The sequence below is a fragment of the Flavobacterium sp. N3904 genome, assembly GCF_025947305.1.
Lineage (GTDB): Bacteria > Bacteroidota > Bacteroidia > Flavobacteriales > Flavobacteriaceae > Flavobacterium.
Genome location: NZ_CP110009.1, coordinates 3,762,137 through 3,789,076 on the forward strand (window position 1 = coordinate 3,762,137; position 26,940 = coordinate 3,789,076).

Consider the following 26,940-nt stretch of genomic DNA (forward strand, 5'->3'; position numbering starts at 1 on the left):
CACCATGAAACTATCTGTCTCACAAACAAATAAAATTGCAGCATGCATCAGTTATCTCTACATACTCTTATTTACTTATGCAGCAGTAAGCAAACTACTTGATTTTGAAAATTTCAGCGTGCAACTGGGACAGTCCCCATTACTAAGTGCTTTTGCTGATGTTATATCGTGGTTAATTCCCATTATAGAACTCCTCATAGTAGTAATGCTACTTTTCCCTCGATTTCGTCTTACAGCACTTTTTGCTTCTTTTAGCCTAATGCTAATGTTTACAGCTTACATTTTTATTATTCTAAATTTCAGCTCATTTATTCCTTGTTCCTGCGGGGGAATCCTCGAAAAAATGGGATGGAACGAACACTTACTATTCAATATAATATGCATTATTTTAGCTATAATAGGTATTCTGATACTACGCAACGCAACCCCAAAGGAACATCAGATTATAAGCCCTAGTAGGCTCATCATTATTTTCGCGATTTTAGCTGTAGTAGCTATAGGCATCGTATCGGGACTATTCTTAGCCTCCGAAAACATAACACACTACCACAATAAATTCACAAGACGCTTTCCCCATTTTCCAGCTGTAAAAGCGAGGGAAGCCGACATTCAGTTAAATTCCTATTACATTGCCGGTGTTGACCATCATAAAATATACCTCGGCAACACCACCGCACAACTACTGGTAACGGTACTCGATTCTACTTTAAAACAAAAAACACGATACCAAATTGAATTGGATCACAAAAACCTCCCTTTCAAATCAGTAAAGATAAAAGTCGCAGCTCCCTATTTCTACGTATACGATGGCTCCGTACCTTGTATATTCAAAGGTAACATCAAGGATTGGAAAGCAAAACTGGTTAAAAAAGGAGGCGAATACTTTTCACTAGCAGAGCCGATGGATTCCACTGTAATGGTGGTACGCACACAAAAGCGCGGTAGTGGTGAAAGCATTATGGCAGCATTGGATTTACATGACACCACCAAGACACGACTGAATCCGGCATTTTTGCAAAAACAAATCGACGGCATTTTTGACACAGATGGTCAAATGGCCTACAGTAAACAGTTGAACCGATTGGTTTATGTATATGCCTACCGCAACCAGTACACTGTGGCTGACGGTAATCTCAACATCGATTATAGAGGAAATACAATCGATACGATGAGCCATGCGAACCTCAACATTATTACAATTAAAAGTCACAACCAAAAGAAACTGGGGCGGCATCCCCTTATTGTCAATAAAAACGGTGCAGTATTCAATAACCTGCTGTTCGTCAATTCCGGGATACCGGGACGCTACGAAAATATCAAAATGTGGGAACAAGCAAGCATTATAGACTTATATGACCTTTCAGGGAATAGTTACCTATTAAGCTTTTATATCTATAATGAAGAGAATACTAAAATGAAAAACTTTATGGTACAGGATTCGACATTATATGCTCTGATTGGCAATCGCATTGTCAGGTACAAGCTAGGCAAAACAATCACCAAAAATTATCAAAACAACATAAGAGGTATAAACTAGCATACAAGACTGAATCGAATTGATAACGTAAATTAATTTGTGAAAATTTGTGCAATTTGTGGCTAATCATTTTTTTTTTAAGCTAAGACAAAATACGCTAAAGTACATAGTCAAACCCATTTAAGTCAAATAAAAATATAAAAATCTATTGGCCAAGTAGCAGGACTAAGATCGAAAACCTGTAAAAAAGAGTAGATCATCAATTCTAATTTTTTTTTATTATGAAAAGTACATTTTTAAATTTAGTAATGCCAATAGCCGCAGCTGCGGTTGGGTTGGCAGGGGCATTGACAACCAATGCCGTGGAAAACAGTAATAATAAGTTGGCTCCCGTATTGGGGTACAAACATGTAAGTGCGGCCATACCTTGTCAGCAAGTACAAATGTGTTCCAACAGCGGAACTTTTGTCTGTACATCAGACATCGATGGTGCTAATCTCTATGCAAAACCGGGTGCAACCTGTCCGAATCAGCTCTTTAGAGATACACAATAACTAAAAGCTTTTTCAATTACAATGCCGTCTGAATCAAATTCAGGCGGCATTGTTTTTTATATGCACTAACCCGTTGGCTGCAATTAGTTTTTGATGACAATTTTTCGTCAGTTCGAGTGATCCCGCTTTTGGGCGGGATCGTATCGAGAACAAGAAAAATTAGCATTAAAAACGGTTCTCGATACACGTCACTTCGAGTGCGAATCGTATAGAGAAGTTTGTTCTGTTTTACTTGTCAAAAAACACTCTTCCAATAGCAATCGGAATTGCCGTTTTTAATAATTACGCACAACGGGTTCATAATCATTTAAAGTACGAATCATCTATGAGAATCTGCACCCATCCACGCCTTCAAAGGCTCATTTTTCAAATAATACCCAAACCACTCTTCAGTGCGTTGCGTCAGGTCTTTTTGATTCGATCCATCCATCAATGCGTGACCATCCCCGGGATAAATCAATAACGTGTGTGTTTTCTCAAGCCTTCGTAAAGCAAGATAAAATTCAATGCTCTGGTAATAATTAACATGTCGATCTTCCGCACCAGTCCATGCTAATAAAGGTGTGCTTACCTTTGCGGCCTGCAGCACAGGTGAATTTCTAAGATAGCTGTCTGTACCTTCAAACAGCGATTTTCCAATCCGCAATTGGTCATATTCCGACCGCCAAAAATCAGGCTTGAGATAATTCCCGCCTATATACAGATAGGTACTGACCAAATCAGTCCATGCCGCTCCAGCTATAGCCGTGGCAAATCGATCGGTTTGGGTAATAATGAAATCCGTTTCATATCCCCCAAACGAATGCCCAATCAAACCAATCTTAGACGGATCAACTAAACCGGTTGCTAGCACCGCATCGGCTGCGGACAATACACAAGCAGTCGCCGATGCCCCCACTTCTCCCAAGTCATAAACAATATCAGGTCGCAGCACAAAATACCCCTGTGTGCTAAAATTGCTGATATTAAATCCTCCCTCTTCAAACACAGTCGGATTAACATAATCGTGCAGATACTGAAACTGACGCTGGTAAATTTGAACCACCATCGGATAGCGCTTTCCAATCTGATAATCCGCAGGATAAACAAGCACTCCAGATAGTGCTTTTCCCTTTACGATATAATCGATTCGCTCCGATTTCCCCCAGTAATAATCCTGCTGTTGTGGATTGCTTTGAACTAGTTCCCTCCCAGGAGTTTTAAAATCTGGGCGAAATACAATCCGAGGTGCGCAAGCATAACTTTGCTCCACATACAAAAACGCATCACTGTTAGCCGCTTTGAGGAATTGATTTGTTTTCTTGGCTTCCCAAACCAAAGGCTTTACACCTTCCCTCCTATTCCATGAATAATAACCACTCGATCCCGTACTTTTTTCGTGTGCTTCCAGAATCAGCGTGTCATCGGGATTAAACTGTCCAGTACTCCATTCAAACGCATCAGTTTTAGTTCCCTGCTGGGCGGTTAACGACTTAATTCTAAAGCTAATTCCCTTTTCCCTCCCACGAGTCAACCGAACGCTGGAAGAGCCGTCAGCCGAGAGTTCCCAAATATCAAACTCGTCATACAGCAGCATCGAGTGGTCATTAGCCATCCAACCCGGATTCCCATAGGCCATTGGACCACTCGGTCGATCATAATCTTGGTTAAAAAAAGATGTTGCCAAATTTTCAGTAATGTTGGTATGGGTATCTTTCTTGATGTCATACACCCACCAGTTCCCCGACTTAGGATACGAAATGTATTTCCCATTTGGAGACATTAGCAGCGTCATAATATCCCCTGAATGCTTTTCAAGGATCCGTTTTCTTTTGCCAGTCAACAATTCGGTAATAAATATATCCCGTACCCCATCATAATTAGACTGGGGCTCATAGGCAATCGGATCATAGCTTATGGCATAAGTAAAGTCCCCGTTCAAAGCACCCACTGGCAGTTGCTTATCCGTAATCTGAAAAAAACGGTTGCTTTCCGGCCACCATACCGCTAATTTATTCCGATCTGCTGGCGCACCAAAAAGCTGTTTATTGGGATAAAGCAACTTATCCGCCGCATTCCATACCTGAACCCCTGTTCCCGATGGGACTGAGTTAGCACTATTTTCCTCTAATTCAAAAAAGACGCGGGCACCATCTGGAGATAACAGTATAGTACCATTTCTCATCGAAATTTGCAGACCCCGCGGAAAATCATCCCGTCTTTCTGGATCAAAAACAATTAACTTTTTATCATCGGTACTATAGCAAAAGACTTTCGCATTACTAATATCCTGTTGCATAAAAGCAATCCGATTCCCCCTCCAGCTAAGATTCTGGAATCCATTACTGCTATCGGTGGCAATCGTTTGTTTCTCAATAGTATTTCCTAGCTGCAAAATTCCAACGGAATAATTGTCAACCGAATCCACACAAAAAACCAAAGCGTTCCCTGTATCATCCAGTTTCCAACTGCTCACATCCCCAATACGCCCTGCTATTTTCCCTTTCCTGTCTTTTATGACCAACTCGATTTTATCCTCAGCTTGCTTTAAAAACAGCAACAGGTATTTCCCATTTTTAGTAAAAACAAAACTGCTTACGTTTGAGGTATACTGTAGGTCTCCAGTCTCTAAATTTTGCATCACTAGTGTATCGTGCCTTTTACAACCAAACCACTTTTCTCCGCCAAAACGTCCTTCATACCCTCGTGGATAGGCATAGCTAATATTCCCTTTCGTACTTTTCACAAACAGCGTATCCTTCTTCGATTCATACTGCAACTGGTAACTCACCCAATGTCCTTTATCCGAAATGGTTTTGGCTCGTAACGTACTCCACAAATGGTAATCGGCATCGGTAAGTTGTCTTTTTTGTTTTTCCTGCCCCATGATGGGACAGGAAAGGAACAAAAAATAAATACCGCTAAACCACAGGACAAACTGATGATTGGTAGTTAATCTTTTTCTCATGGTATTCCTTTTAATAACCATCATTCTGTGGCGCTAGATTAGGATTTAGCAACAGTTCCGATTCAGGTATCGGAAAATTACGGTCGGTAACATTCCATCCTGCTTTTTGCGGTGATAGAACTACTTCAAGCTTCCCTGTTCTTTTCAGGTCAAAAAAACGATGCCCAAACTCCGTAAACAATTCCAGCCGTCTTTCCGCTATTACAGCCTCAATAATAGCAGCCGCGGTTATGGCTTCCGTATCCGCCAATCCCGCTGTTTGTCTGATTTTGTTAAGATCTTCCTTCGCGCCAATCAGGTCACCTTGATGCGCCCGCGCTTCTGCTCGAATCAAATATTGTTCGGCAAGTCGAAAAACAATCGGATATTCCACAGCACTTCCCGTATTAGCAATAGCTTTATACTTGCTGGCATGATACCAAACATCCGTGCCATCTGTTATGGCTGTCGTCCAATGTACTTTTCTTTGGTCGTCTGCCGTAAATGCTTCCATTAGCGTATTCGATAATGCCGACAGTGGCGGTGGCCCACTGACAAAGCTAAAGGTCGCCGCTTCCAGGGTATTGTCACCGGGTATTCTGGGCATCAGCTGCCAGATGGTTGTAGTGCTTTCTTTTAGGAATATTTTATCAAGATCGGCCTCCCAAACATACAGCCCCGTTTGGTTCAGTACCGCCGAAGCCGCATTCGAAGCTTCATCCCATGCCCCAGCATAAAGGTTCACTCTTGCCAGTAAGGCTTCGGCAGTCCATTTATTAGGGCGAACCCGCTCCGCACTGACATAATCCTCTGGCAGTAGGGCAATCGCCTCTTCAAGATCAACTTTTAGCAACGCATAGACCTCATTTTCGGGCAGACGCTTCACAACGCTATTTTGCTCATAATCGGTCGTACGAACATAGGGTATAGCGCCAAAGGAATTCATCAAATAAAAATGAAGCAAGGCGCGCACAAAAAGGGCTTCCCCTTTGAGCTGGTCTCTGTCGGCTGTGGTTAGGGAAACAGAATTTTCCACTCCCTCCACAACCGCATTGGCTGCATATATCTGGTTGTAACTGCTGTTCCATAATTCAGCAACCTCACTCCCCGAAGGCAATAAGGCATTGTTATAAAAATTGACTTCACCTCCATACAATGCAAGTTCATCGGCATAAAGTCCCAACTGGCTCGAGAGTCCCGACAAAGATCCCGTGAGCAATCCGTTATCACGAATTTTAGAATAAATTTCAACCATAGCCGCATTGGCCGTGGCTTTGTCTTCAAAAACGGCCGCAGCCGTAAGTTGCGAGGCAGGAAGACCCACTTCGGTAAATCCATCACAGCCAGTCATAAGACACGGACTGACAACCACAAACAGTGCAATTTTAAAAGTCAAGGTTTTGCATAACCTCTTGCAGCCAGATAATCTAGTAGTATTTTTCATCACGATATTTTTTTTTGGTTAAAAAGTAACTTGCAAACTGCTGGTATACATACGAAGCGGCGGCAAGTACCCCGCAGTCCGGAACTCAGGGTCAGCACCTTTATACTTCGTAAAAGTCATCAGATTCTGTCCCTGCAGACTAAACCGGAATCGCATCTTTCCACTCCACTTTTCTGGCACGTCATACGATAGCGAGATGTTTTTCAATCGGATATAAGACGCATCGCTAATCCCCGCATCACTCTGGGCATATCGGGTGTTGGCTCTTTGTATCGCCGGTGTAATGCCGCTACTATACACCTGATAAGGCCCGACATCACCTGCCTCCTGCCAATGTTCTGTCACGGCCGAGGGCTGGTTGGTCATAGTGCCAGGCATACCAAACATAAAGGTGGGATTAAAATTCTGCTGCTTCACAAACTGGAAAAGGAAATCCAGGGTAACCGGGCCATAATGCAGCTCGTTTTCCAGTCCGCCAAAAAATTGGGGATTGAGATCCTTTAGGGTTCTTCGGTCGTCAGCTGCTGTAATGACTTTGTCACCGTTCACATCTTCAAATTGATAAACACCCGTATTAGCATCCACCCCGAGCTGATGGTATACCTTGGTGATATTCAAGGGCTGTCCAATTACATATTGGTTGCGATACGGAGAGCCTTCCAAATTAGGAAACGACAAGAGTACATTTTTAGACTGGGTAAAATTCAGGTTGCTGATCCATTTAAAAGTAGCATTGCTGATATTGACAGTGCGAACAGTAATCTCCACTCCTGTATTTTGTACAGTGGCATCAAGGTTAGACTGTATCGAGGTAAACCCTGTCGTAGCCGGCAGCGGAGTTCCCACAAGCTGATTGGAAGAACGGTTGCGGTACCACCCGACAGTGGTAAAAATACGGTCATTCAGGAAGCCCGTCTCCAGCGCAAATTCCAATTTAGCATTGGTCTCCCATGCAAAATCCGGATTAAAAAGCCGTGAGGGACTCAATCCGCTTACACCTTGGTAAACTTCTCCCGAACTGCTGTAGGTATCAAGATACTGATAGTCCCCGATCTGGTCATTTCCAGTGGTACCGTAACTAGCTCGTAATTTTCCAAAACTCAAAAATCCAATAGTATTTTTTACAAAGGATTCATTCCCAAAAAGCCAGGCAGCACCCACAGCACCAAAAGTGGCGTATTGTTTGCCCGGACCAAAACGGCTCGAACCGTCTCTTCGTCCAGTAACATTGACGATATAGCGTTCCAGCCAGTTAAAATTGAGACGTCCAAAAAAGGCCTGATATTTATAGACAGTTGGATTACTGCTCAACACCGTATAACTAGCGGCAGAACCTGGATTATCCATCTGGCTGTTACTGGCAAATCCCGAACCCATCGTTACTAACTGGTCACTACTCTGCTCTAGGAAAGTACCACCCGCCAATGCTTCTATTTTACAGTCGCCAACCTTTCGGTTCCAGGACAGCTGCGGCTCAACAATCCACGATTGACGGTTAGTATTGTTTTCAAAAACAAGCGAAGCTTCACTGCCATATCCGTACGCAGGATTGTAAATGGTCGAGGGCTGGCTGTTGATTTCGGTATGCCTCAGGTCAGTGTATCCAAAATTCGATTTGACCGCCAGTCCCTCAGTCAATGCATAGGACAGCACCGCGTTGGCAATGAGGTCATGGGTAATGCTGTTAAATTTTCCGGCTAAATTCCCTAGCGGATTATTAAAAGTGTTATACTCCCAGTTCACATTTTCGGCAGCATCATACAATGCAGGCGCATTGGGAGAAAGCAGCAGTGCCTCTTTGGTAAAATCGATGGGCGGCAGAAAATTATCCTGCACAGTATAACCGCCTGTAAAATTAATTTGGAACTTCTTGTTTTCCGCAGCATGGTTTAGGTTCACATGCATATTGCCTCTTACATATTGATAATCCCCCGGATAAACAGTGGTCTCCTTATTGTAATTGCCCGACAGCAGGAATTGGGTCTGTGCCGATCCTCCAGATACCGAGGCCTGTACAGCAGTATAACGCGAAGTGCCGCCTATCAGTTCTTTTTGCCAGTCCGTATCACGGTTGGGATCCCAGCTACCGTTTACGTCATAAGCATCTGCAGGATAGTCCGTAATGCCGTCATTGGCATAAGCTTCCCTACGCATTTGCAGATATTCAGAAGTGTGCATCAAATCCACAAAACGGCTTACCTGCCCAAAACCGCTCGATACGTTGGCAATAAAACGAGTAGTCCCCTCCTTCCCTTTTTTAGTAGTAAGCAGCACTACCCCGTTGGCACCCCGAGAACCATAGATCGCTGTCGCATCCGCATCCTTGAGCACCTCAATACTTTCAATGTCACCGGGATTAATGCTGTTGAGCGGACTCGTTTGTCGTGGTGTGGTACTCGAAGTATAAAAACTTCCTATAGCGTCCGAGGCATAAGGAACACCATCAATAATGTACAGCGGCTGGTTCGCATCGGCACGCAGGCTGTTCAGTCCTCGAATCTGGATTTCAAATCCGCTTCCCGGCACCCCCGAGTTTTGGATAACATTGACCCCCGCCATACGTCCCTGCATAGTGGCAAGCACATTGATCACGGGTTGTTTCTCAATATCCTTGGCGCTAATTTTAGAAATACTCCCAGTGCGCTCGCTGTTCTTTACGGAGTAGTACCCCGCGTTGATCTTGACCTCCTGCAGTTTGGTGGTGTTTTCCTGCAGGCTGATGTTGATGGTACTGCGCCCCTGCACATAAACTGTCTGCGTTCTAAACCCTAAATAGGTAAAAACTAAAATAGCATCAGGCATTGCAGCAAGCGAGTAATGACCACTATAATCGGACACAGCGGCAGTACCCGATTTTCCTTGTATCGAAATGCTTACGCCCGCTAAAGGATTGTTGCCGTCGGTGACAATCCCTTGTATTTGATGTTGTTGTGTTGTGGCAGTAGGTTGCCGAAGAGAATTTTTGGCTTGTAAAGGTGTAAAAGACAACATCATTCCCATAAAAAACAGGAAACAAAAAGCCCTTCCACCCTTAGAAAATGAAAAATTATTCATAATATTGGGTTGGTTAAATAGATTTATATAAGTTTTGTTTAGCTACGGCTCTCTACGCAGTTGTCCAGACGGTTAGAGGGCCTTTTTTTTTTAGTTTTCTTAATTCATAGGCAATTTTTAGTTTTTAGTTAAGTATTTGTTTGTTTTACGTCATTGCGAGGAGTTGCGAGGAACGTGGCAAAGCAACCTCACTATTATCATTCAATCATAGGCACATTTTTTTAATTGTTAAATCGGTATTCTTGTTTATTGCTTCTTTGCTCTTTTTTCTTTTTTCTTTTCTGCGTTCTGAGATCTGCGTTCTGCAATCTTGCCTCTTTCTTCTTGCTTCTTTGCTCTTGTTTCTTTGTTCTGCAATCTGCTTTCTGCCTTCTGCCTTCTGCTTTCTGCCTTCTGCTTTCTGCTTTCATCAATCTTGCTTCTTGCTACTCAATCCTCCATCCAAAATTTATAATTCATCATTCAAAATAATTAAACATAGTCTGCACCGAAACACTAATTCAAAATAAAGAATCAGCACAGGCATTAATTAACAGTGATATTTCGTTTTATACCATAGGCAACGTTATTTATGAGCACTAGTTTTGAATCAATGATAAAATAAGCAATTGCGAAACTTGAAAAATGAAGAAAAAATCGCTAAGAATAAAAGCAGGAGTTTTTTACCAAAATAAGAGGCATAAAAAAATGGCATGGAACTCAGCTTACTGCCCTTGAGGTACTGGTATACCGTGCAACAATAAGTGAGCCCACGCCATGGGGCGTGAGCATCATACTTATTATCTAGTTGCAAAAATTACCAGTTTTCAAGAGCTAGATTCTAAGCGAATGCTTCAATATTTTGATATGAAGAATCGCAAATATAAAAATTCAAAACAAATATAAGAAAAGTTTTTTACAATCGGACAACAGTCCGATTGAATTTAATTGTTAGTATGTTAATTTGTTACTATGAGTGATTTAAACAGAAAAATATGTGACTATATAGCAACTGAGTGGATTGGAGAAATTCAACCTAAAACGGAGTTTGCTTTAAATCACAATATTGACGAAAAAACTGCTCGAAGAATCTCTAATGATAAAGACTATACAATAACTCTTTATACTTTGAATAAGATTTGTGAGGCAAAAAATATAAAACTTTCGGAGTTTTTTAAATTGATAGATTGTTAAAATAAATGACCAAAAATAAGATTTGACCTAAATCCAATACCACCCAAAAGATGCTTTACAGCATCTTTTTTTTGTTTGATAACAAAAAGTTGTCAAATCGGGAGTAAAAGTTGTTAATTTGGGAGTAATTAACTTTGAGATTAAAAAGTAACTTTTCATACCTTCTATATCTGAGGTATGGAATGGTATGGAATGGTATGGAATGGTATGAAATAATAATAGTGATAGTGATTATCCCAGTTGGAGTTTACATTAGAGGAAAAATATATGAGGTTAGGAAAAACTCACATTTTAATGAAAGAGGGAAAAACAGGAATAAAAAATAACAAAGACGCTATATAGTGTCTTTTTTTATGAGAAAATTTTGAAATACGGGAAACCGTAATATCTTATTAAAACTATTTTGTATGTTTGGTATTGTCTAGTAAAATGGAAACAGACCTTCGCTTTGATTCAAAAATAAAAACACATTATGGTCTGTTTCACATTATATATAAATTCAAAAATTCAGGAAAAAACTTCAAAGATATCAGTATAGAATATGTAAGTCTTAAGTATACAATAGAAATCAATCAACTTAAGACCATAAAGAATTGAAAAATTATATTATATCAAAAGTTGGGTGTTTATTTGAGTTTAAAAATTCTAGAAAGATTTTTTTAAAATTTTTCCGCTAACTTAAGCGTCCCTCTTTTTGAGAGTGTAAAGGTTGAAATAAATTTAAATTATTATAAATTTTAAAAGTAAAATAAAAAAATGATAAATTATCACGACCCATTAAAGCATATAAAATTTTTAAGACAAACTTTATCCCAAGACAAGAAACCAATTGGTTTTTTTATTTCTGCAGGTTGTCCGTTATCAGTAAATATGCCAGAAAGTCAATGGCCATTAATTGCGGATGTTGCAGGGCTTACCAAATATATAAAAGAAGAATTATCATCAAAAACTGGAGGTGAAAACACTTTTGACAAATTACTCACGGAAGTAACATTATCAAAGAAAAGTGTTGATAATATAGAAGATATTTTAAGTTTTATTAGAGGTTTAAAAGAAGTTTCAATTGGTAATACTGTTAGAGGATTTACAGAGCAAGACTTAATTACTTTAGAAAAAGATATTTGCAGTAAAATAGTAACGAAATTAGATGTAATTCTTCCAGATAGAGAATCACCATATCACAAATTAACAAAATGGATATCAATAGATAGAGAAAAACCTATTGAAGTCTTTACAACAAATTATGATTTATTAATAGAACAAGCTTTTGAAGATTTATCAGTTCCATATTTTGATGGTTTTGTAGGTTCGCGCCAATCTTTTTTTGATTTAAGAGCAGTTGAGGATAATTTGATACCAAAGCATTGGACTAGATTATGGAAAATTCACGGTTCAATAAATTGGTTTCAAAAAGAAAATAGAGAAGTTTTTCGTTCTAGTAAAACAACTGAAATTAATGCCTCTCATTTGATCTACCCTTCACATCTAAAATATGAACAAAGTAGAAAAATGCCTTATTTAGCATTAATTGATCAATTAAACCGTTTTCTTAGAAATCCAAATTCATTACTTATTCTTTCTGGATATTCATTTAATGATGAACATTTAAATGATACTATTGTTAGTGCAATGAAATCAAATCCTAATACTATGGTTCTTGCTTTAATGTATGAAACTTTGACTTATACGGATACAAGTGATAATATTATTGAACGATATCCAAAAGCTATTCAACTAGCATTGAACAGAAATAATTTAGCTTTATGGGGATTCGATGAAGCAATAATTGGAACTGTTAGAGGACAATGGAAAACATTAGCTCCAATTGAAGAAGAGGACAACTTAGCTAATTGTGTAGTTAAAAGTCCAAAAGAAAAAGTTGATGGCGAGGAACAAAAAGATTATTTAAAATTGGGTGATTTTTCAAAATTGGGTGATTTCCTGCAAGCTTTAATTGGGTTTAATCAAACAAAATTAGATGATGAAAAATAACTCTACATATTTAGGATCGGTTCAAGATGTTAGTGGAACTACTATTAGAGTAGCTATGGTTAATGATTCATTGTCAGGATTAACATATGTTGATGGAGAAGGATACAAAATTGGACAAATTGGAAGTTTTGTCAAAATTCCAATTGGATATAACTATTTATTTGGAATTATAACACAAGTTGGAGCAAGTGCTGTTCCTGAAAATCAATCTTCAAACCAACCATATGGTAATCGATGGATGACAATACAACTTGTTGGGGAAGGTCAAAGAACAGGAGAGTTTCAGAGAGGAATATCTCAATACCCTACTATAAGCGATGAAGTACATTTAGTTTCTGAAATTGATTTAAAAAGAATATATGGTCAACCCGACAAACCTTATTTTGTAAATGTTGGTCATATTGCTGGCGCTGAATCGATCCCCGCTTTAATCGACGTCAACAAACTTATAACTAGACATTCTGCTGTTGTAGGAACAACAGGTTCAGGTAAATCAACTACTGTAGCAAGTTTACTAAATGCTTTGTCAGATACTGAAAAATATCCATCATCGAGGATTTTGGTTTTTGATCTTCACGGGGAGTATGGAAAAGCACTTAAGGACAAAGCTCATATTTTTAAGGTTAATCCGGATAAGAGTGCTGGAAGTGAAGAAAAGGAATTATTAATTCCTTTCTGGGCATTGAATTTTGAAGAATTAGTTGAAATAAGTTTTGGGAAATTTAATAATGATAAAGATCAAAATGCAGTTTTAGAAAGAATACTTCAAGAGAAGCTTAAAAGTATAACTAACTACCCCAAGTCTGGAATACAATCCGATTCATTAAATGTTGATTCCCCAATTCCTTTTAGTTTAAATCATCTTTGGTATAACCTATACACAGAAACTCTTGGTAAATTTTATCGAGATAGAAACAATAACCCATTAGCTTATGAAACTAATGCAACTGGAGTCGAGATGATAGGTAATCCAACCACTGCATCACCACCCATTTTTAAAAATATTCTTACTTCAGGTACCGACAGGATTCAATATCTTCAAGATACCCCTTTAACTAGCGGACAACAATTACATTCTCTGGGCTCAAAATTAAGAGTCCCTAGATTTGATTTTATATTTAAACCTGGAGATTGGACACCTAATGAAGATGGTTCAACGGCTAAAGATTTAGATGAATTAATAAAAGACTGGATAGGAAGCGATAAACCAATAACAATATTAGATTTATCAGGTGTACCTATAACTATTTTAAATACAATTATTGGTGTATTACTACGAATAATTTATGATGGATTATTTTGGGCTAGAAATCTATCTCAAGGAGGTAAAGAACGTCCATTGTTATTGGTCATGGAAGAAGCACATAATTATTTAAATTCTGAAGGTAGTGCATTATCAATTGTTCAAAGAATAGTTAAAGAAGGTAGAAAATATGGCATTGGAACTATGATTGTCAGTCAAAGACCTTCTGAAATAAACTCAACAATTCTTTCTCAATGTGGTACTTTTTTTGCCTTAAGACTTTCAAATTCTGCTGACCGTTCACATATCACTAGTGCGGTAAGTGATAATTTAGAAGGATTAACTAGTATGTTACCCATTTTAAAAACAGGTGAAGCAATAATTATAGGAGAATCTGTAAAACTACCCATGAGAACAATAATTAAAGCACCTCCGAGAGATAAAAGACCCGATAGCCAAGATCCAATAATTTTTGATGAAGTAGATACTAATGAATCATTACTTCCAGGTGGTTGGGGTAATATGATGGAAAAAAATCCTAATTACGAAGAATTTATTGAAACATGGAGAGCTCAAAACCCTAAAATTAACAAAATAAAATAATATTATGAACAGAAAATCAGTAACATCGTCAAACATAGCTTCAATTGGCTATGATGACTCTTCAGAAACATTAGAAATTGAATTCAAAAACGGTGGAATTTACCAGTATTTTGATGTCCCTGAAAAAATTTACAACGGAATAATGTCTGCTAGCTCACATGGAGAGTATCTTGCTCAAAATATAAAAGGTTATTACAGATACTCAAAAGTATAATTTAAATGATAAGTCTAAATCAACAGCTAAAAAGAGTAGAAATTTCAAATTTTGAAATTGAAAACCAAATAGTGTTTAACTACTTTGACAACCTTCCTGCGACTGAAAGAGACGAAAAATTACTTCGTGCTGTTTACATTGGAATTTTGGCTTTAATGGAAGATCGTATTTCATCTTTTTTAGCCAAAACCAATAATGAATTAGGCACGGAGTTAGAAAGTCTGAAAATGATCTTTGAAATGAAAAAAGAACTTTTTTATAAATCCACAATAAAAGGTTCTTTGGCTGAAGATGATATTGCTGAATTTCTAAACAATTACTTTTCAGAAAAACGATTAAAAGACAAAGCATTTTTAACTGGAAATACGGCAGGAAACATACCAAAAAATAAAACCGGTGATATTATTTGCGAGATAAATGGAAATCCAGATTTGAAAATTGCCATTGAATGTAAGTTTGATAAAAGCATTCGGTTTGGTGACATTCAAACCAAAGATGTCTTTAATCGGAAATCAGATACTGCTTGGAGCCAATTAATAGAGGCCCAAGCTAATCGGGATGCTAAAGTTAGTTTAATAGTTTTCGATATTTCATTAGTCGAAAACTCTATTCTGAAGAATTTTGAGAATGTTGGTTACATTCCAGAAGTTGGTTTTGTTGCTATAATAAATTCTCAAAAAGGAGATTATTCAAACTTGGCAATTGCATATATGTTAGCCAGAGATATCGCTTTAAATTCTAAACCTGTAGAATTAGAGAAAGATTTATTAGCAATTTTAGTTAACAGAATTATCAAAGATATTAATGAAATCTTAACTATAAAATTATTAGTTCAAAATAACATCGATAACAATAAGGCTATTTTAAAACAACTTGAAAAATCAATTTTATTAATGGAATTCAATCAGGAATATTTAAAAAAATTCCTCAATGATGGTACTTTAACTAAAAGAGATTTATTAGATTACTATTTAGCTGACGAAGTAAAGGACAAGTATAAATTAATCGAAACTGAAATTAATAAAATATAATTTACTTGATGAGAACAGATTTAAATAATGAATTTGATAGTAAAATATTTAATCTCGAATTTGAAACAATTAGGCAATGGGCAAAAGATAATCTAGAAATTGGTAATGTTCTTAGAGGGCTAACAAATGAATGTTTTGCTTTATCAGCGAATTTTGAACAATCTTATGAAATTCAATTTGTGTACGTTCAATTTTCAGATGAACATCCAGGTTACATGTTAGAATTAAATTTTAAAGAAAATAATTTTTACAATATTTTACTTCTCTTTTCATTGGAAATTACCAAAATTAATAAAAAACTAGAAGTCTTATCAGTCTACAATACATTCATACATCAACTACGAACCTTCTTTGAAGCAAATGATATCATGACGGTTACCACATCTGCTCTTCAAAGATCAGGAAAAGGAATTTTGATTTCGCCTTCAGAAATAGAAATTATAAAAACATACGATCAAGTAAAATTTTACAGAAGTTTTTTAGCAACAGAAAATTATAAAAATTTGGCTACTGATTTGGAATATGTATATATAATGATGAATTGTGATGACTTTACTTTTAAAATCGGACAAAGTAAAACTCCTACATATAGAGAAAGGACATTACGGTCTAAGGAACCAAATGTTGTTCTATTAAAAGCATGGCAATGCGATAAAAAAATTGAAAAAGAACTTCATAAAATGTATCAAAAAAATCGTGTAAGAGGAGAGTGGTTTAAATTTGATTTTGGCGAATTCTGCGAAATTAATGGCAAAATACTTCGTTTAATTGAAATAAGTAAGAACAAATAAGTAAGATAAAAATTTATTGTGTAGGTGATTCAATTGCGTGGATTTGCAATCCGTTCCCGCAACGTAAATCCCCTGCCGACAAGAGCGTCCCGCTCGTGCCTCCAATGATTGGTATACACAATAATATATAAAAAAGAAATCTCGATTAAAATAACTTAGACGAGATTTTAAACAGTAAAAAAAAAATCCGCAGTATTATGTTTGTTTTTTTTATTTGAAAGAGTAGTTTAATATTGCCGCTAATCGAATGCCAGCTTTTTGAATTTGTGCTTCAATTATGATTACACTAGCATCAACATAGTTATCCTTTATTTTTGCTCCTCCTGTATTGTAAATAGTATCGAGTAAGCTTCGAGATTCTTTAGACCAAGCAATAACATCTATGGTTTGCAATTTAGTCATTGCTGCAGGAGAAAATTTATTAGCTCCCAAACAGTCCTTTAAAGTTACATTCCTGTCATATATAATGCCGGAATCCCAAAAAGAATGAAGGTTTGACCCCTGCCCTTTATAATTGACCTGCACGGTATTACCTCCTTTATCAGAACCATACCCCACATGCAAGGGTTGATGCAAGTCACCAACTAAATGAAAAACAATTAGCATTTTGGTTTTAACCTCTTGTTTAGTCAGGTTTTTATTATTTTGTAGCTCTTTAATGGTTTGATTCAAAATGAAAATAATGTTACTTCCAGATCTTTCAAACACTTCTGCTCCTTTATCAATATTAACATAATGATAGGGTTTCATAAAATCATAACTATGATCGTCCTTTATATCATCCATCCAATTGGCAGCATCTTCAATACTCATACCGTCTAAATAACCCAAAACGATATCTTTAGTTTTTTTATCCAAATAATTAAAAGCAACTTCGGCTACCAAAGCATGACCCTTTTTACCCCATGCCAAAGTTTTAGTTGGCATTACCAAAAGAGCGCATAGAATAGTAAATAAAATGTATTTTTTCATGAACATATATTTCATTAATAAATTTTAGATGCAACAAATGTATGTATTTTATTATTTTCAATAATATGGAAAACCGTAAAGAAAAATGGAAATGGTTTTGTACGTTTGATATTGGATAGCAAAAAACGAAACAAACCTTCGCTAATCAACCCAACTAAGAAATGTATACACAAAGGTTTGTTTCGCATATATACTAATTAGCCACCATTTTAAAACACCATAGCAAATAGACAATGAAAATATTTTTATCATCGACCTGTTACGACCTAGTTGACATAAGAGCGGAACTTGAAAGATTTCTAAAAGAAAAAGGGCACGAATTACTTCTAAGCGATCGAGCAACTTTTCCAGTTGAAATTGGAATTCACAGACACGATGTTTGTATAAACAACGTACAAAATTGTGACCTTTTCATCTTAATAGTTGACGGAAGATTTGGAGCCCCTTATTACAAAGACGAAAATTTATCGATTACTTGGGCAGAATTTAATGAAGCATTAAGAACAGAGAGAAAAATAATACCATTTGTCAGAAAGGATGTTTTTAATGAAAGACAATCTTATCGTCATAATTTAAAAAAAGGTAATTCATTCGAGCCTTTTTTTGCAGACACAATAAGGGTTTTTGACTTAATGGGCGAAATTCAAAGGCACGAAGGCGGATTTTGGATAGAACAATTTGAAAATTCAGTTGAAATCAAAGATAGACTTGAAAACTTAATTAAAACAGGACATTCGTTTTTAAATGTCGGTCCACAAGCAATCGTAAGTTATTACGACCAAATACCACTGACAGAAGTTAGTGGTTCAACAGCATCATATATCACCAAGTTCGTTACGAATGACAAAGTTGAAGCGATAAATGAAGAGTTACTTAATAAAGCAATTAGTTCAATACCTGAAGGAACAAAACCATTTGGTGAACTTTTAGGTTTTGAGCAAATTCCCGGTGGAAATGACTACTATTATTATAGACCAATGAAACATTCCGGAGATGAAGGGGAAATTATTATTGGTATAACCCCAACAGCATTAGGCGACGCAGTAAGAAAAGAACTGATTGACTTGAAAGCTAACCTGAAAAACAAAAACGGTGGCTAACAGCATTTTGGCAATATGGCTGGTTTTGGACTTAATTTAAAAATGGTTTTGCATAGGGATGTTTTTGCAAATCCGAAGATAAGTCTTGATTTACCCCCGCTCCATGAAGTGTTCATCTCTACGCTACGCAAATGTCTCATGACTTTGCGTATTTTTAAAAGTTCTTAAAAATCAAAAATACGATAAAAGTCTCACGACTTTTTCTGTGAATGTTTTAAGAACAAGCCTCGCTCACGCTCAACATATTTAGTAATACACCTATGACCTTCTGAGAAAAAACGAACCTAAATATAACAGGAAATACACAATGATTATGGAGTCCTAAGCTATTTACTATTAAAATAACATTTCAATTTGGTTTCTGTCATGTCAACAACCGTTGAATATACAGAACTTAAAAAATCCGTCATCTCACCATTTAATTTTTTAACGTTTACACCTGGCTGCGCAACTGCAAATTCAAACTTTACCTCGCTATATCGAAGTGCCTTTCTAATATTCTCAATATCAGCTTTAGTTCCATAATAAAACCTTCTTCCTTTTAAGACACCTGTATTATCACGCCTTTCCATATGCTTTAACAGCTCTTCTGGTTTCCATTTATATCTTAAGGACACAATAGCCTGTCCGCAGACTTCATATAAATCTAAAAGTCTGGAACCAGCAGTATTTTTTGAGTATTTACAATGAACCATTTCAAATCTGATGGTATCTGCATCATGAAATATTGCAACTATATCAGCTGACTCGCCTGAATTATCATCATTAAAAACTACTTTTGCTCCTTGGTTAACTAATCTCTTCATCATATACTCCTGCACAGAATTTTCACGCTGCAAACTGCCCTTATACATCGACTCAGCACTGTATTGGACTTCTTCCCATCCTAAGGATTCAATTCTGTCATCAGGAATCCTGACGGCAGCAACTTGGGCATATTGAGTCCAAATACATCCCGAGATAGTGTCGCCATTTAACAGGAACATCGTTGGCGGATACTTTTCAAAGAATTCTTTTAACTCCATTGGCTCGCTTCTTAATCCTTCAACAAAAAAACGACTCTTATCCAATCCCTCAATACTATGCCCTCTTTCACCTCCAAGCCTGATGCTAAACTCTATTTTCTCATTCTGTAGATAAAAAACAAACTGAGCCTTATCATCCTTAACACTTAAAAGCTTAATATATGCCTCACTAAGCAGATAAGAAATTGAACCTGAACCCACTATAACTTTATGTATTTTATCATAAAGATCCTCTGACCAATCACAAGCCATTACAATTAAGTTATCAGGATAAAGCTTTAACTCAGTCTTTTCAGCAGAATCTTCTAATAATTTATTCGAATCTATCGACTCATCAGTAATAAGCTTACCTACCTGAATGCACCATGATTTCCATTGTTTTAAATCACCAACTCTTGCCGGGCTCCAAATTTTCCCTTTAACCGAGGCGCCGACACTCACAGGAAAACCATCTCTAAACCCCACTCCTACAAAATCGGATTTCTGGCATCTTGTCCCGCTCTTCCACCTGCTTAGTTCTGTGGTAACATCTGAACCGCTTAATCTTGAATAACGATGCAAATGACTAGCCGGCTTAAAAATCCCTGCATGCACTATACTTAGTCGATTTATAGAGTCAAATGCTCTGAAAACAGGATCTCCTGACACGCGATCTGGCTTGGATCCAGTGAGGCATTCTACTACTTTATCTATTTCAAGAGTTTTTTCTGAAAATCCGATATAAAGCAATTGCGACACAGCATCAAAATAGATTACTATTAAATTCCAAGTCTGATCACGCAGCTTATCTGTTCTGGCCCATTTTACCTTCTCTCTTTTCTGAGTGGTAAAATAAAAAACGTTTTCATCAGGGTTATAATATGGTTGGGTAAGAGCGTATTTAGAAAGATTGAATGCAAGCTTAAAATTATTCCAATCAACCTTCGCTGCTCTGTAGCACATACAGCTCAAGGCAGGATAAACAAGCTTCGGGTTTAACTCTGTATCAGGAGAATCAAAACCTGAAAAAGGTTTACAGCCCTGTAAAAAAGATAACAAAGATTCCGCATCAGCTTTTCTGGCATCAGCTATTTCACTGATAACTTCTTCCCATCCAGAACCTTCCTGCAATAAATTCTCCAATTCCACAGATAAGTTTTCATCTGCAAAATTTACAACAAATGAGGCATCTCCCAAACCTTCCTGCGTTCTGGTAAATCGCCCAATAAACTGAAGCAGGACCGCCAACGATTTATGAAGCTTATGCACAGCTGCAATTTTAAAATCAGGATAGTCAAAACCCTCTTTAAGCATATCAACACATATGACAATATCATATAGGCCTCTTTTTATCTCTTCAACAATCTTTGCCTGCCCTTTCGTCTCATTGTGAACTACAACAATCCTCTCATCAGGAAACCATTCTTTGTAGCTCTTATATAGTTCTTCCGCATGTTTGCTCTTTTCTGTCCTGACCATAACCTTGTGCCTAGTCCATCCATTTGTCCTGTCTTCTTTCAGCCTTTGTATTGCGGCGTCAGCGATTGCTTTATCTTTTCTTTTAGGATGTCTTTCATCAACCGATATCAAAGAAATTTTTGAAAAACAATTATCCTTTAGTGCTCTTGCTAAAGAATAATTATAGAGAATTTTGCCCTCTATTGGCTTCTTGTCATTTCTAAATGGAGTTGCCGTAAATTGTACAATTTTTGAATCTTCAAACTGTGTTTTTATTCTTTTCCAGCCCGCCGCTGCAACATGATGCGCCTCATCAAAGAAAATATGGGAAAAAGTACCTTTCAGTGCGTCCAGTAGTGAGAAACTTGCCCTCGCAATTAATCCCGGAGTAGTGACAATTATTTCTGCTGATTGTATATCCAATATATCCTTAGAACTGGAAATAATTTTATCCAATATAAGCACCTTAGGGTTTGAAGTAGCACCGCTTATTACTCCTAGTTGTCGCAGCATACCCCAAGTTTCAAATTTTTGAGACAACTGCTTTTTTAAATCCTTTGTCGGTACGACTACCAATACCCTTTGCGCATTATCCGCTAATACCGCCACCAACATGGTTTCCGTCTTTCCAGTACCAGTTGGAAGTACGATAGTGCATGCATCATAACTTAAAGACCAATGGGATAATAGAGAATACAAAGCTCCAGACTGAGCAGGTCTTAAAGAATAACCATTTGTTCCATTCCTGTATAAATTAAAATCTTGTTTCGAATATTCAATAGAATGTTCGGCTAAGCCACTAAATTTATAAATCCCTTGTTTGAAAGTAACCGAAGCTGTAAAGGAATTTCCTTCAACATCTTGTACTAGATAAACAGAATCTTTCTTATGGGTTAATGTTAAATTATGCGATCCAGCTTTAAGGGCAACTTGGCGAAAGCTGCCGCAATCTTTAGAATCTTTAAAATAATAAAGCGGTTCATCTAATTTAAAACTTGCCTCAAATGGTATTTCGAGGCTAAACTGTTGCGGTTGGTTCATCGTTAGAAAGTTAATTGGTCCTGCTAAATTAAAAAATTATATATACTATTACTAATTAATACATTAGCCATAAAATCACTTAAAAATTCAATAAATTTATTGAATTTTTAATCTCTTCTTTAGTGAAAAGTTTATGCTTTTATCGAAAATTTGGGAGCTGAATTAGTACTGCACCATGCTGGTGCGAGCGTCCCGCTCGTACCCATAAACAGAGGATCCAGTTGTTTTGTTGAAAAAGTATAACACCTTTCAAGATGCTATACTCCTAATTACTCTCGATAAAGGAATTACTTCTCTTTACGAACTCCTTTAAAAGGACTACCATCTTGCTTAACATCCATAAAACGACCTGTGTTAGCATCACGCTTAACCCATTGCTCGGTTGTTGGATTATAAGTCTGACTTCTTTCCTTAACGGCACCATTACGATGCCCATCTCCGGGTTTACCATTTTTGGCCATGGCGATCAGATTTAGTTCAATCAAACAATTTAAGACTGAGGCGTTTGATTAAAAACCCAAGAAATAATTAGGTAAAAAATAGAAATCTATTACTTTTGCAGAAGAAATCAAATACCGTCCAAAGTTTTAATTTCAACTGACCGAAGCGCTATTCCAGTTTGCTTCGGTTATTTTTTTAGATATTTTTTATAATCTTCAATACTTTCAACACCTTTTATCAGCTTGCTGTCCTTAGATTTTACTTCCTTGATAAAATCAATACATTCTTGATCACTCATTAAATTTAGAGTATTAGCCTCTAGCAAAATATCCATTGTCGTCAAGTATTTAATATCATGCTCAGCACAATAAGACACTATATCACTAAGATTACTGCTGGCTATATAATCCTTTGAAAATCTTGCCACAGCCATACAAGCCGCTTCACCCTCACCCTTACTTTTCTTTAATACTGAATATTCTTTAATTATATCTATGCTTCTGGGCATCTCCATTATATCAATTTTAGCGTAAGCTATAAAATTATTAATAGAAACTATGTTTGACTTTCTTTTATCAAGCTCACTTTTTACCTTATCCAGTATCACCATTTGGTTTGGATATATCTTAGGTAAAAGAAGTTGCTTTCCTGCTTTTATAAAATGTATGATAACATCACAATCCAACAATATTTTGGGTAAACTAGATATCTTTGTCATCCTCATCCAAATTTAAATTGTCGATATCAATATTGATGTCGTACATTAGAGAATGATAATGACTTTCCGATATAATTCCTTTATCATACAATTCCTTTGCTTTGATGCCATAATTACCAACAACTCGCTCTTCAGAACTCTTTTTGTACAATTTGTCAGTATATCCAAACTCAACTGCACTCTTCGCTATTCCATTCAACCAATGGGAACAATCCTTTCTAATTAAGCCAATTTTATCCAGTCGTATCATTAAAGCTCTTCGGGAAACTCCAAAATACTGTTCTAATTTTATAACTGTACCTAACGAAATTTCCCCTCCCCAGGCCAATTCTTCTTCTGGTATTTGCTTTATTATTGCTGGCTCCGGCAATAACAGGTAAGAACTAAAGACATCAGCATTAAATTCCTCTTTGTCTTTTTTATCAAACTTACCGGCATTACACATTTGAAAACTAAATCCGGTTTGGATAAATAAATGATACAATTCATGTCCAATTGTAAAGTGTTGCCTTCCTCTAGAAACATTGGAATTAATAAGCATAAAATTATTGTTCTGGGTTTTCAAAGCCATCCCTGAAAAAGCACTGTTTAAAGGCCTGAAAACCGTAAGAACATCCAATGATCGCAATAGATTTTCGAAATCAATCGCAACATCAGACGCAATTCCATTTTCTCGTCTAAACTTATTCGCACGTGCTTCTAATATTTTATCATTTACTGTTACCATACAAATTATTAATCTTTAAATAATTTTTTACAATTTTGCCAAAAGCAGCCATGTTTTCCATGTCATCCCCTTCAAAATCATCCTTCCTAAAAGCAAAAACAACTTCCGCTACTGCCTCATCTATATCATCAACAAAAAAAACATCCAACTCAACACCAAATAAATCAGACAGTTTTTCTAATACTTCAAGAGGAACTTCTCTTTCTTCATTTTCATAAAAGCTAATCATTTCTCTATTTTTCAATCCTAAATAATCTGCAACTTTATCCTGCGTATATCCATATTTCTCTCGCAAACCTTTCATTACCAGTCCTGTTGTTGCTTCCATCATTTTTTAAATTATAAGGTTAAGTAATTTTTTAAAATCCTAAATATTGTTACAAATATACATATTTTTTTAAAATTACACGTAATTGTACAAAAAGTTTGTAATTCAATTAGGTAACATATATATGTTATGGAACAATTATTACCACTATGCAATTCGGGAATCAAACAGCACACCATTTGCAACCCTAAGATCCATCAAATAGATTTGCCTCGGCGGTACAATTATTGAATCAGTCCAATTGTAAATCTAAAACAGCACTAATGAAATTGTTTACTGGAATATTGCTGCCCAATCGCGGATTTACAATCCGTACTCACAAACAAAGTTAGCATCACCATCCAATATGCTCTAAATTCCTTTTAATTAAATTAAGGTTTGCAATAAATATAAACACTATCAACACCTGCTTCTTTACAGCTGTTTATAAATGATGAAATAAACCATAAAATCTGTATAATTTCATTTCTTTCAATAAAATATTCTGCATCTCGCAATTGCTGAAGTTTAATTTCTAAATTGCTCTTTGAAATAAAATTTAATACTAGGCATACTTCCCTTTGGTGATTTGGTTCTAAAATTGTATTCTTAAATTTTTCTGTGAAATCTGCTACCGAATTACCTTTACGCAACCTTGCTATTTGAGTTTGAATTCCATCATTATTGTAATTACTGCTCCAAAAATTTTGTTTGGAAGCTAATTGAAAATCTTGAGGCATCAGATTTCCTAAATTCTTCAACGCTTGTCCTACAATATCTTGAAATGCAGATGCTGAAAAATTCACTTCTTTATATTTTGAATGAATGAACTTTATTTTATTTCCACTGATACTAATATGATCAGCCCACTCTTTACCAAGATCATCACATACCACATAATCTGAATACGGTAAAAATATATCTTCGACAATATTAAAAACTGATCCAGCACTGAAATTTGAAGCTGCAGCTGTAAATATGCCTTTTTCACTACTTGCATTTTCAAGTCGTGGATCAGGACGAAATATTTTAATAAAATTATCAATGTTGCCTAAAAGTCTATTATCTTTAAATAACTTTCTGTTGGTATAAATTAGTTCACAATTGTCAAAATTAACAATGAATTGATTAGAGACATTGATATAATCTATTAACTTTTGCATTCTACCATTATCTTTAAAAAGAACAATATTTCTTAATTTTTGTGAACTAATTGAAATAGATTTTTCATTGATTTTAATTTTCAAATCTTTCGCATATGGATTTAGGATATCATAAGTATTGAGACCAACTTCATCGTTGTTAATGACCTGCAATAAAGTTTCAACCTTTGATATGTGTTTAATTAGATCAATTGTCCTTTGGCTACCATCTTCTAAAACAATTCGAGTCTCGTGAATTACATTTTGTTCCAAATCTTCATATAATTTTGAGAATACAAATAAAATTGCAATTGGCATTAGATTATGTTTATGCTCTTTAAATTCTATAGACTCCGAAAATATTGAAAGAAAAGTTTCTCTATCCGAGTGTGCCCTCAATTTCTCAACCTGAGAAAATCCCCACCTGATAGTTTCTTTTATAGAGCATTTTTTTCCTAATTTATTTATTCTTGAAGTATTAAAAGAGAGTGATGTTTTTTCCTCGTCATTTTTAACCCTCATATTATTTACCACATAATTACTTGCGCCTAAAGGAGAAAGATTCTGTTTTAAGTTAAGTGATTCAAGTGACTTTTGACGCATAGCTCTATCGGAAACATTCATATTTTGCATGTTTAATTTTTCGATTTGTGTATCTTCATCAACATATAAAATTGAAAGCACTTTGTAATCAATCGGATCAAATTTTTCAAGAAATTCTCTAAGTTTAGCTACATTACGCCTAACCATCATTATGTAATCTTTAAAATCTACTATTAGGATATATGCAAGTTTTATTTCTTCCCAATTTTCTAAATGCTCTTCAAGAATTGAAGGAATAGCAGTATAACGAAATATACAAATCGAATAATTGAAACTCTGCTCATTAATTACAATCTCTTTATTGACCACTCTTAAAAGATAGTTCCCTATTCTTCCAGTAGAAATGGTTTTAAAAAGATTTGTAATGAGAGCTCGAGATAAATTTACTTCATCTGGATTAGAATAAAAGTAAGCATTCTCGTTTAATACAATTTGATTTAAAATCTCATCTTCAGTTAGTTGCATTTTTTATCTTTAGTTATATTTATTCTTAATCAGTTCTTTTAGTTTATTGTCATTTATCCGTTTTATTAACCATGATTGTGCGGATATGTCTACGTACGATAGCGTGAATTTGCTATCCGTGCCCACACAGCAGGTTAACCAGATAACAGCAAATTACAATGCTACATGACTTTATTCAGTTGGCTCCCAAACCTTAACCAGGCTCTTAGAAGTCTCCTAGCTTAGTGTTTTATACATCTTTAGTGTTTCTATATAGTTTTAAGAAATGCTGTAAAACAAAGCCACTCCTTTTATAGAATGGCTTCTCTAAGATATTCTTAATCCTTTGGCTTATGAATATGAGGTTTTAAATCAGGATATCTAGGCTGATTTGGAGGATTTACCCTTCTTCTTTCATCTGGTGTTCCATCTGGTGTTTTGGGTTTTGGACCTGGTTTGATTGCTTGAATGTTTTCCATAA

At 36.2% G+C, this 26,940-nt stretch carries 21 protein-coding genes; 9 read left to right on the forward strand and 12 right to left on the reverse strand.

All coding sequences use genetic code 11. From position 1 onward, the window contains the following. Window positions 1-4: 4 nt before the first annotated feature. Both OLM57_RS15950 and OLM57_RS15955 read left to right on the forward strand, forming a co-directional pair. Window positions 5-1,537 (forward strand): MauE/DoxX family redox-associated membrane protein, encoded by a 1,533-nt coding sequence (locus tag OLM57_RS15950; RefSeq protein ID WP_264564683.1) that lies wholly within the window; start codon window positions 5-7, stop codon window positions 1,535-1,537. 221 nt (window positions 1,538-1,758) lie between these two features. Next, on the forward strand, window positions 1,759-2,031 hold the full coding sequence (locus OLM57_RS15955) for a DUF6520 family protein (protein WP_264564684.1): 273 nt from the start codon (window positions 1,759-1,761) through the stop codon (window positions 2,029-2,031). Between the two features lie 319 nt (window positions 2,032-2,350). Here OLM57_RS15955 and OLM57_RS15960 read toward each other — a convergent pair whose 3' ends face one another. The 4 genes from OLM57_RS15960 to OLM57_RS15975 all read right to left on the reverse strand — a co-directional run bounded on the left by OLM57_RS15960 (window position 2,351) and on the right by OLM57_RS15975 (window position 9,865). Further along, window positions 2,351-4,978, reverse strand: coding sequence for a prolyl oligopeptidase family serine peptidase (locus OLM57_RS15960; RefSeq protein ID WP_264564685.1), 2,628 nt, complete (start codon window positions 4,976-4,978; stop codon window positions 2,351-2,353). A 10-nt stretch (window positions 4,979-4,988) separates the two neighbouring features. After that, window positions 4,989-6,401: a RagB/SusD family nutrient uptake outer membrane protein gene (locus tag OLM57_RS15965; protein WP_264564686.1), complete on the reverse strand. Its 1,413-nt coding sequence runs from the start codon at window positions 6,399-6,401 to the stop codon at window positions 4,989-4,991. Window positions 6,402-6,419: 18 nt separating this feature from the next. Further along, the gene (locus tag OLM57_RS15970; RefSeq protein WP_264564687.1) at window positions 6,420-9,455 is read right to left on the reverse strand and encodes a SusC/RagA family TonB-linked outer membrane protein; all 3,036 of its coding nucleotides are present in this window, start codon (window positions 9,453-9,455) and stop codon (window positions 6,420-6,422) included. A gap of 221 nt (window positions 9,456-9,676) precedes the next feature. Next, complete coding sequence (locus OLM57_RS15975) at window positions 9,677-9,865, reverse strand: hypothetical protein (protein ID WP_264564688.1); 189 nt, start codon at window positions 9,863-9,865, stop codon at window positions 9,677-9,679. A 541-nt stretch (window positions 9,866-10,406) separates the two neighbouring features. On the opposite strand from OLM57_RS15975, the gene OLM57_RS18725 reads away from it, so the two are divergent. The 6 genes from OLM57_RS18725 (at window position 10,407) to OLM57_RS16000 (ending at window position 16,502) form a co-directional block, all read left to right on the forward strand. Then, window positions 10,407-10,628 (forward strand): helix-turn-helix domain-containing protein, encoded by a 222-nt coding sequence (locus OLM57_RS18725; protein ID WP_413614331.1) that lies wholly within the window; start codon window positions 10,407-10,409, stop codon window positions 10,626-10,628. A gap of 756 nt (window positions 10,629-11,384) precedes the next feature. After that, complete coding sequence (locus OLM57_RS15980) at window positions 11,385-12,620, forward strand: SIR2 family protein (protein ID WP_264564689.1); 1,236 nt, start codon at window positions 11,385-11,387, stop codon at window positions 12,618-12,620. After that, window positions 12,607-14,466: an ATP-binding protein gene (locus OLM57_RS15985; RefSeq protein ID WP_264564690.1), complete on the forward strand. Its 1,860-nt coding sequence runs from the start codon at window positions 12,607-12,609 to the stop codon at window positions 14,464-14,466. Before OLM57_RS15980 ends, OLM57_RS15985 begins: the two co-directional genes overlap by 14 nt. A gap of 4 nt (window positions 14,467-14,470) precedes the next feature. Next, window positions 14,471-14,680, forward strand: a complete 210-nt coding sequence (locus OLM57_RS15990; protein WP_264564691.1) for a KTSC domain-containing protein — start codon at window positions 14,471-14,473, stop codon at window positions 14,678-14,680. A 5-nt stretch (window positions 14,681-14,685) separates the two neighbouring features. Continuing rightward, the gene (locus tag OLM57_RS15995) at window positions 14,686-15,711 is read left to right on the forward strand and encodes a hypothetical protein (RefSeq protein ID WP_264564692.1); all 1,026 of its coding nucleotides are present in this window, start codon (window positions 14,686-14,688) and stop codon (window positions 15,709-15,711) included. 8 nt (window positions 15,712-15,719) lie between these two features. After that, window positions 15,720-16,502, forward strand: coding sequence for a GIY-YIG nuclease family protein (locus OLM57_RS16000; RefSeq protein ID WP_264564693.1), 783 nt, complete (start codon window positions 15,720-15,722; stop codon window positions 16,500-16,502). Between the two features lie 210 nt (window positions 16,503-16,712). Here OLM57_RS16000 and OLM57_RS16005 read toward each other — a convergent pair whose 3' ends face one another. Beyond that, window positions 16,713-17,474, reverse strand: a complete 762-nt coding sequence (locus tag OLM57_RS16005) for a S1/P1 nuclease (RefSeq protein ID WP_264564694.1) — start codon at window positions 17,472-17,474, stop codon at window positions 16,713-16,715. 233 nt (window positions 17,475-17,707) lie between these two features. On the opposite strand from OLM57_RS16005, the gene OLM57_RS16010 reads away from it, so the two are divergent. Next, complete coding sequence (locus OLM57_RS16010; RefSeq protein WP_264564695.1) at window positions 17,708-18,574, forward strand: DUF4062 domain-containing protein; 867 nt, start codon at window positions 17,708-17,710, stop codon at window positions 18,572-18,574. A gap of 326 nt (window positions 18,575-18,900) precedes the next feature. Here the strand turns inward: OLM57_RS16010 and OLM57_RS16015 are convergent, their stop codons facing one another. From OLM57_RS16015 to OLM57_RS16045, 7 genes are all read right to left on the reverse strand, one after another. After that, window positions 18,901-22,077, reverse strand: coding sequence for a DEAD/DEAH box helicase (locus OLM57_RS16015; protein WP_264564696.1), 3,177 nt, complete (start codon window positions 22,075-22,077; stop codon window positions 18,901-18,903). A 287-nt stretch (window positions 22,078-22,364) separates the two neighbouring features. Next, window positions 22,365-22,562 carry a hypothetical protein gene (locus OLM57_RS16020; protein ID WP_264564697.1) on the reverse strand — a complete coding sequence of 66 codons (198 nt, stop codon included), beginning with the start codon at window positions 22,560-22,562 and terminating at the stop codon, window positions 22,365-22,367. A 143-nt stretch (window positions 22,563-22,705) separates the two neighbouring features. Further along, window positions 22,706-23,236: a hypothetical protein gene (locus OLM57_RS16025; protein ID WP_264564698.1), complete on the reverse strand. Its 531-nt coding sequence runs from the start codon at window positions 23,234-23,236 to the stop codon at window positions 22,706-22,708. Next, window positions 23,220-23,963, reverse strand: a complete 744-nt coding sequence (locus tag OLM57_RS16030) for an ImmA/IrrE family metallo-endopeptidase (RefSeq protein ID WP_264564699.1) — start codon at window positions 23,961-23,963, stop codon at window positions 23,220-23,222. The genes OLM57_RS16025 and OLM57_RS16030 overlap by 17 nt, the downstream gene beginning before the upstream one ends. After that, window positions 23,947-24,294 (reverse strand): helix-turn-helix domain-containing protein, encoded by a 348-nt coding sequence (locus tag OLM57_RS16035; protein ID WP_264564700.1) that lies wholly within the window; start codon window positions 24,292-24,294, stop codon window positions 23,947-23,949. The genes OLM57_RS16030 and OLM57_RS16035 overlap by 17 nt, the downstream gene beginning before the upstream one ends. Before the next feature lie 368 nt (window positions 24,295-24,662). Continuing rightward, window positions 24,663-26,480 (reverse strand): hypothetical protein, encoded by a 1,818-nt coding sequence (locus tag OLM57_RS16040; protein WP_264564701.1) that lies wholly within the window; start codon window positions 26,478-26,480, stop codon window positions 24,663-24,665. Between the two features lie 317 nt (window positions 26,481-26,797). Further along, entirely contained in the window at window positions 26,798-26,938 is a 141-nt protein-coding gene (locus OLM57_RS16045; RefSeq protein ID WP_264564702.1) for a hypothetical protein, read from the reverse strand. Window positions 26,939-26,940: the final 2 nt, after the last annotated feature.

Excerpts from the sequence above, each read along its gene's own strand:
- OLM57_RS15950 (WP_264564683.1), top strand. The coding sequence starts at position 5 with ATGAAACTATCTGTCTCACAAACAAATAAAATTGCAGCATGCATCAGT.
- OLM57_RS15955 (WP_264564684.1), top strand. The coding sequence starts at position 1,759 with ATGAAAAGTACATTTTTAAATTTAGTAATGCCAATAGCCGCAGCTGCG.
- OLM57_RS15960 (WP_264564685.1), bottom strand. The coding sequence starts at position 4,978 with ATGAGAAAAAGATTAACTACCAATCATCAGTTTGTCCTGTGGTTTAGC.
- OLM57_RS15965 (WP_264564686.1), bottom strand. The coding sequence starts at position 6,401 with ATGAAAAATACTACTAGATTATCTGGCTGCAAGAGGTTATGCAAAACC.
- OLM57_RS15970 (WP_264564687.1), bottom strand. The coding sequence starts at position 9,455 with ATGAATAATTTTTCATTTTCTAAGGGTGGAAGGGCTTTTTGTTTCCTG.
- OLM57_RS15975 (WP_264564688.1), bottom strand. The coding sequence starts at position 9,865 with ATGAAAGCAGAAAGCAGAAGGCAGAAAGCAGAAGGCAGAAGGCAGAAA.
- OLM57_RS18725 (WP_413614331.1), top strand. The coding sequence starts at position 10,407 with ATGAGTGATTTAAACAGAAAAATATGTGACTATATAGCAACTGAGTGG.
- OLM57_RS15980 (WP_264564689.1), top strand. The coding sequence starts at position 11,385 with ATGATAAATTATCACGACCCATTAAAGCATATAAAATTTTTAAGACAA.
- OLM57_RS15985 (WP_264564690.1), top strand. The coding sequence starts at position 12,607 with ATGATGAAAAATAACTCTACATATTTAGGATCGGTTCAAGATGTTAGT.
- OLM57_RS15990 (WP_264564691.1), top strand. The coding sequence starts at position 14,471 with ATGAACAGAAAATCAGTAACATCGTCAAACATAGCTTCAATTGGCTAT.
- OLM57_RS15995 (WP_264564692.1), top strand. The coding sequence starts at position 14,686 with ATGATAAGTCTAAATCAACAGCTAAAAAGAGTAGAAATTTCAAATTTT.
- OLM57_RS16000 (WP_264564693.1), top strand. The coding sequence starts at position 15,720 with ATGAGAACAGATTTAAATAATGAATTTGATAGTAAAATATTTAATCTC.
- OLM57_RS16005 (WP_264564694.1), bottom strand. The coding sequence starts at position 17,474 with ATGAAAAAATACATTTTATTTACTATTCTATGCGCTCTTTTGGTAATG.
- OLM57_RS16010 (WP_264564695.1), top strand. The coding sequence starts at position 17,708 with ATGAAAATATTTTTATCATCGACCTGTTACGACCTAGTTGACATAAGA.
- OLM57_RS16015 (WP_264564696.1), bottom strand. The coding sequence starts at position 22,077 with ATGAACCAACCGCAACAGTTTAGCCTCGAAATACCATTTGAGGCAAGT.
- OLM57_RS16025 (WP_264564698.1), bottom strand. The coding sequence starts at position 23,236 with ATGACAAAGATATCTAGTTTACCCAAAATATTGTTGGATTGTGATGTT.
- OLM57_RS16030 (WP_264564699.1), bottom strand. The coding sequence starts at position 23,963 with ATGGTAACAGTAAATGATAAAATATTAGAAGCACGTGCGAATAAGTTT.
- OLM57_RS16035 (WP_264564700.1), bottom strand. The coding sequence starts at position 24,294 with ATGATGGAAGCAACAACAGGACTGGTAATGAAAGGTTTGCGAGAGAAA.
- OLM57_RS16040 (WP_264564701.1), bottom strand. The coding sequence starts at position 26,480 with ATGCAACTAACTGAAGATGAGATTTTAAATCAAATTGTATTAAACGAG.
- OLM57_RS16045 (WP_264564702.1), bottom strand. The coding sequence starts at position 26,938 with ATGGAAAACATTCAAGCAATCAAACCAGGTCCAAAACCCAAAACACCA.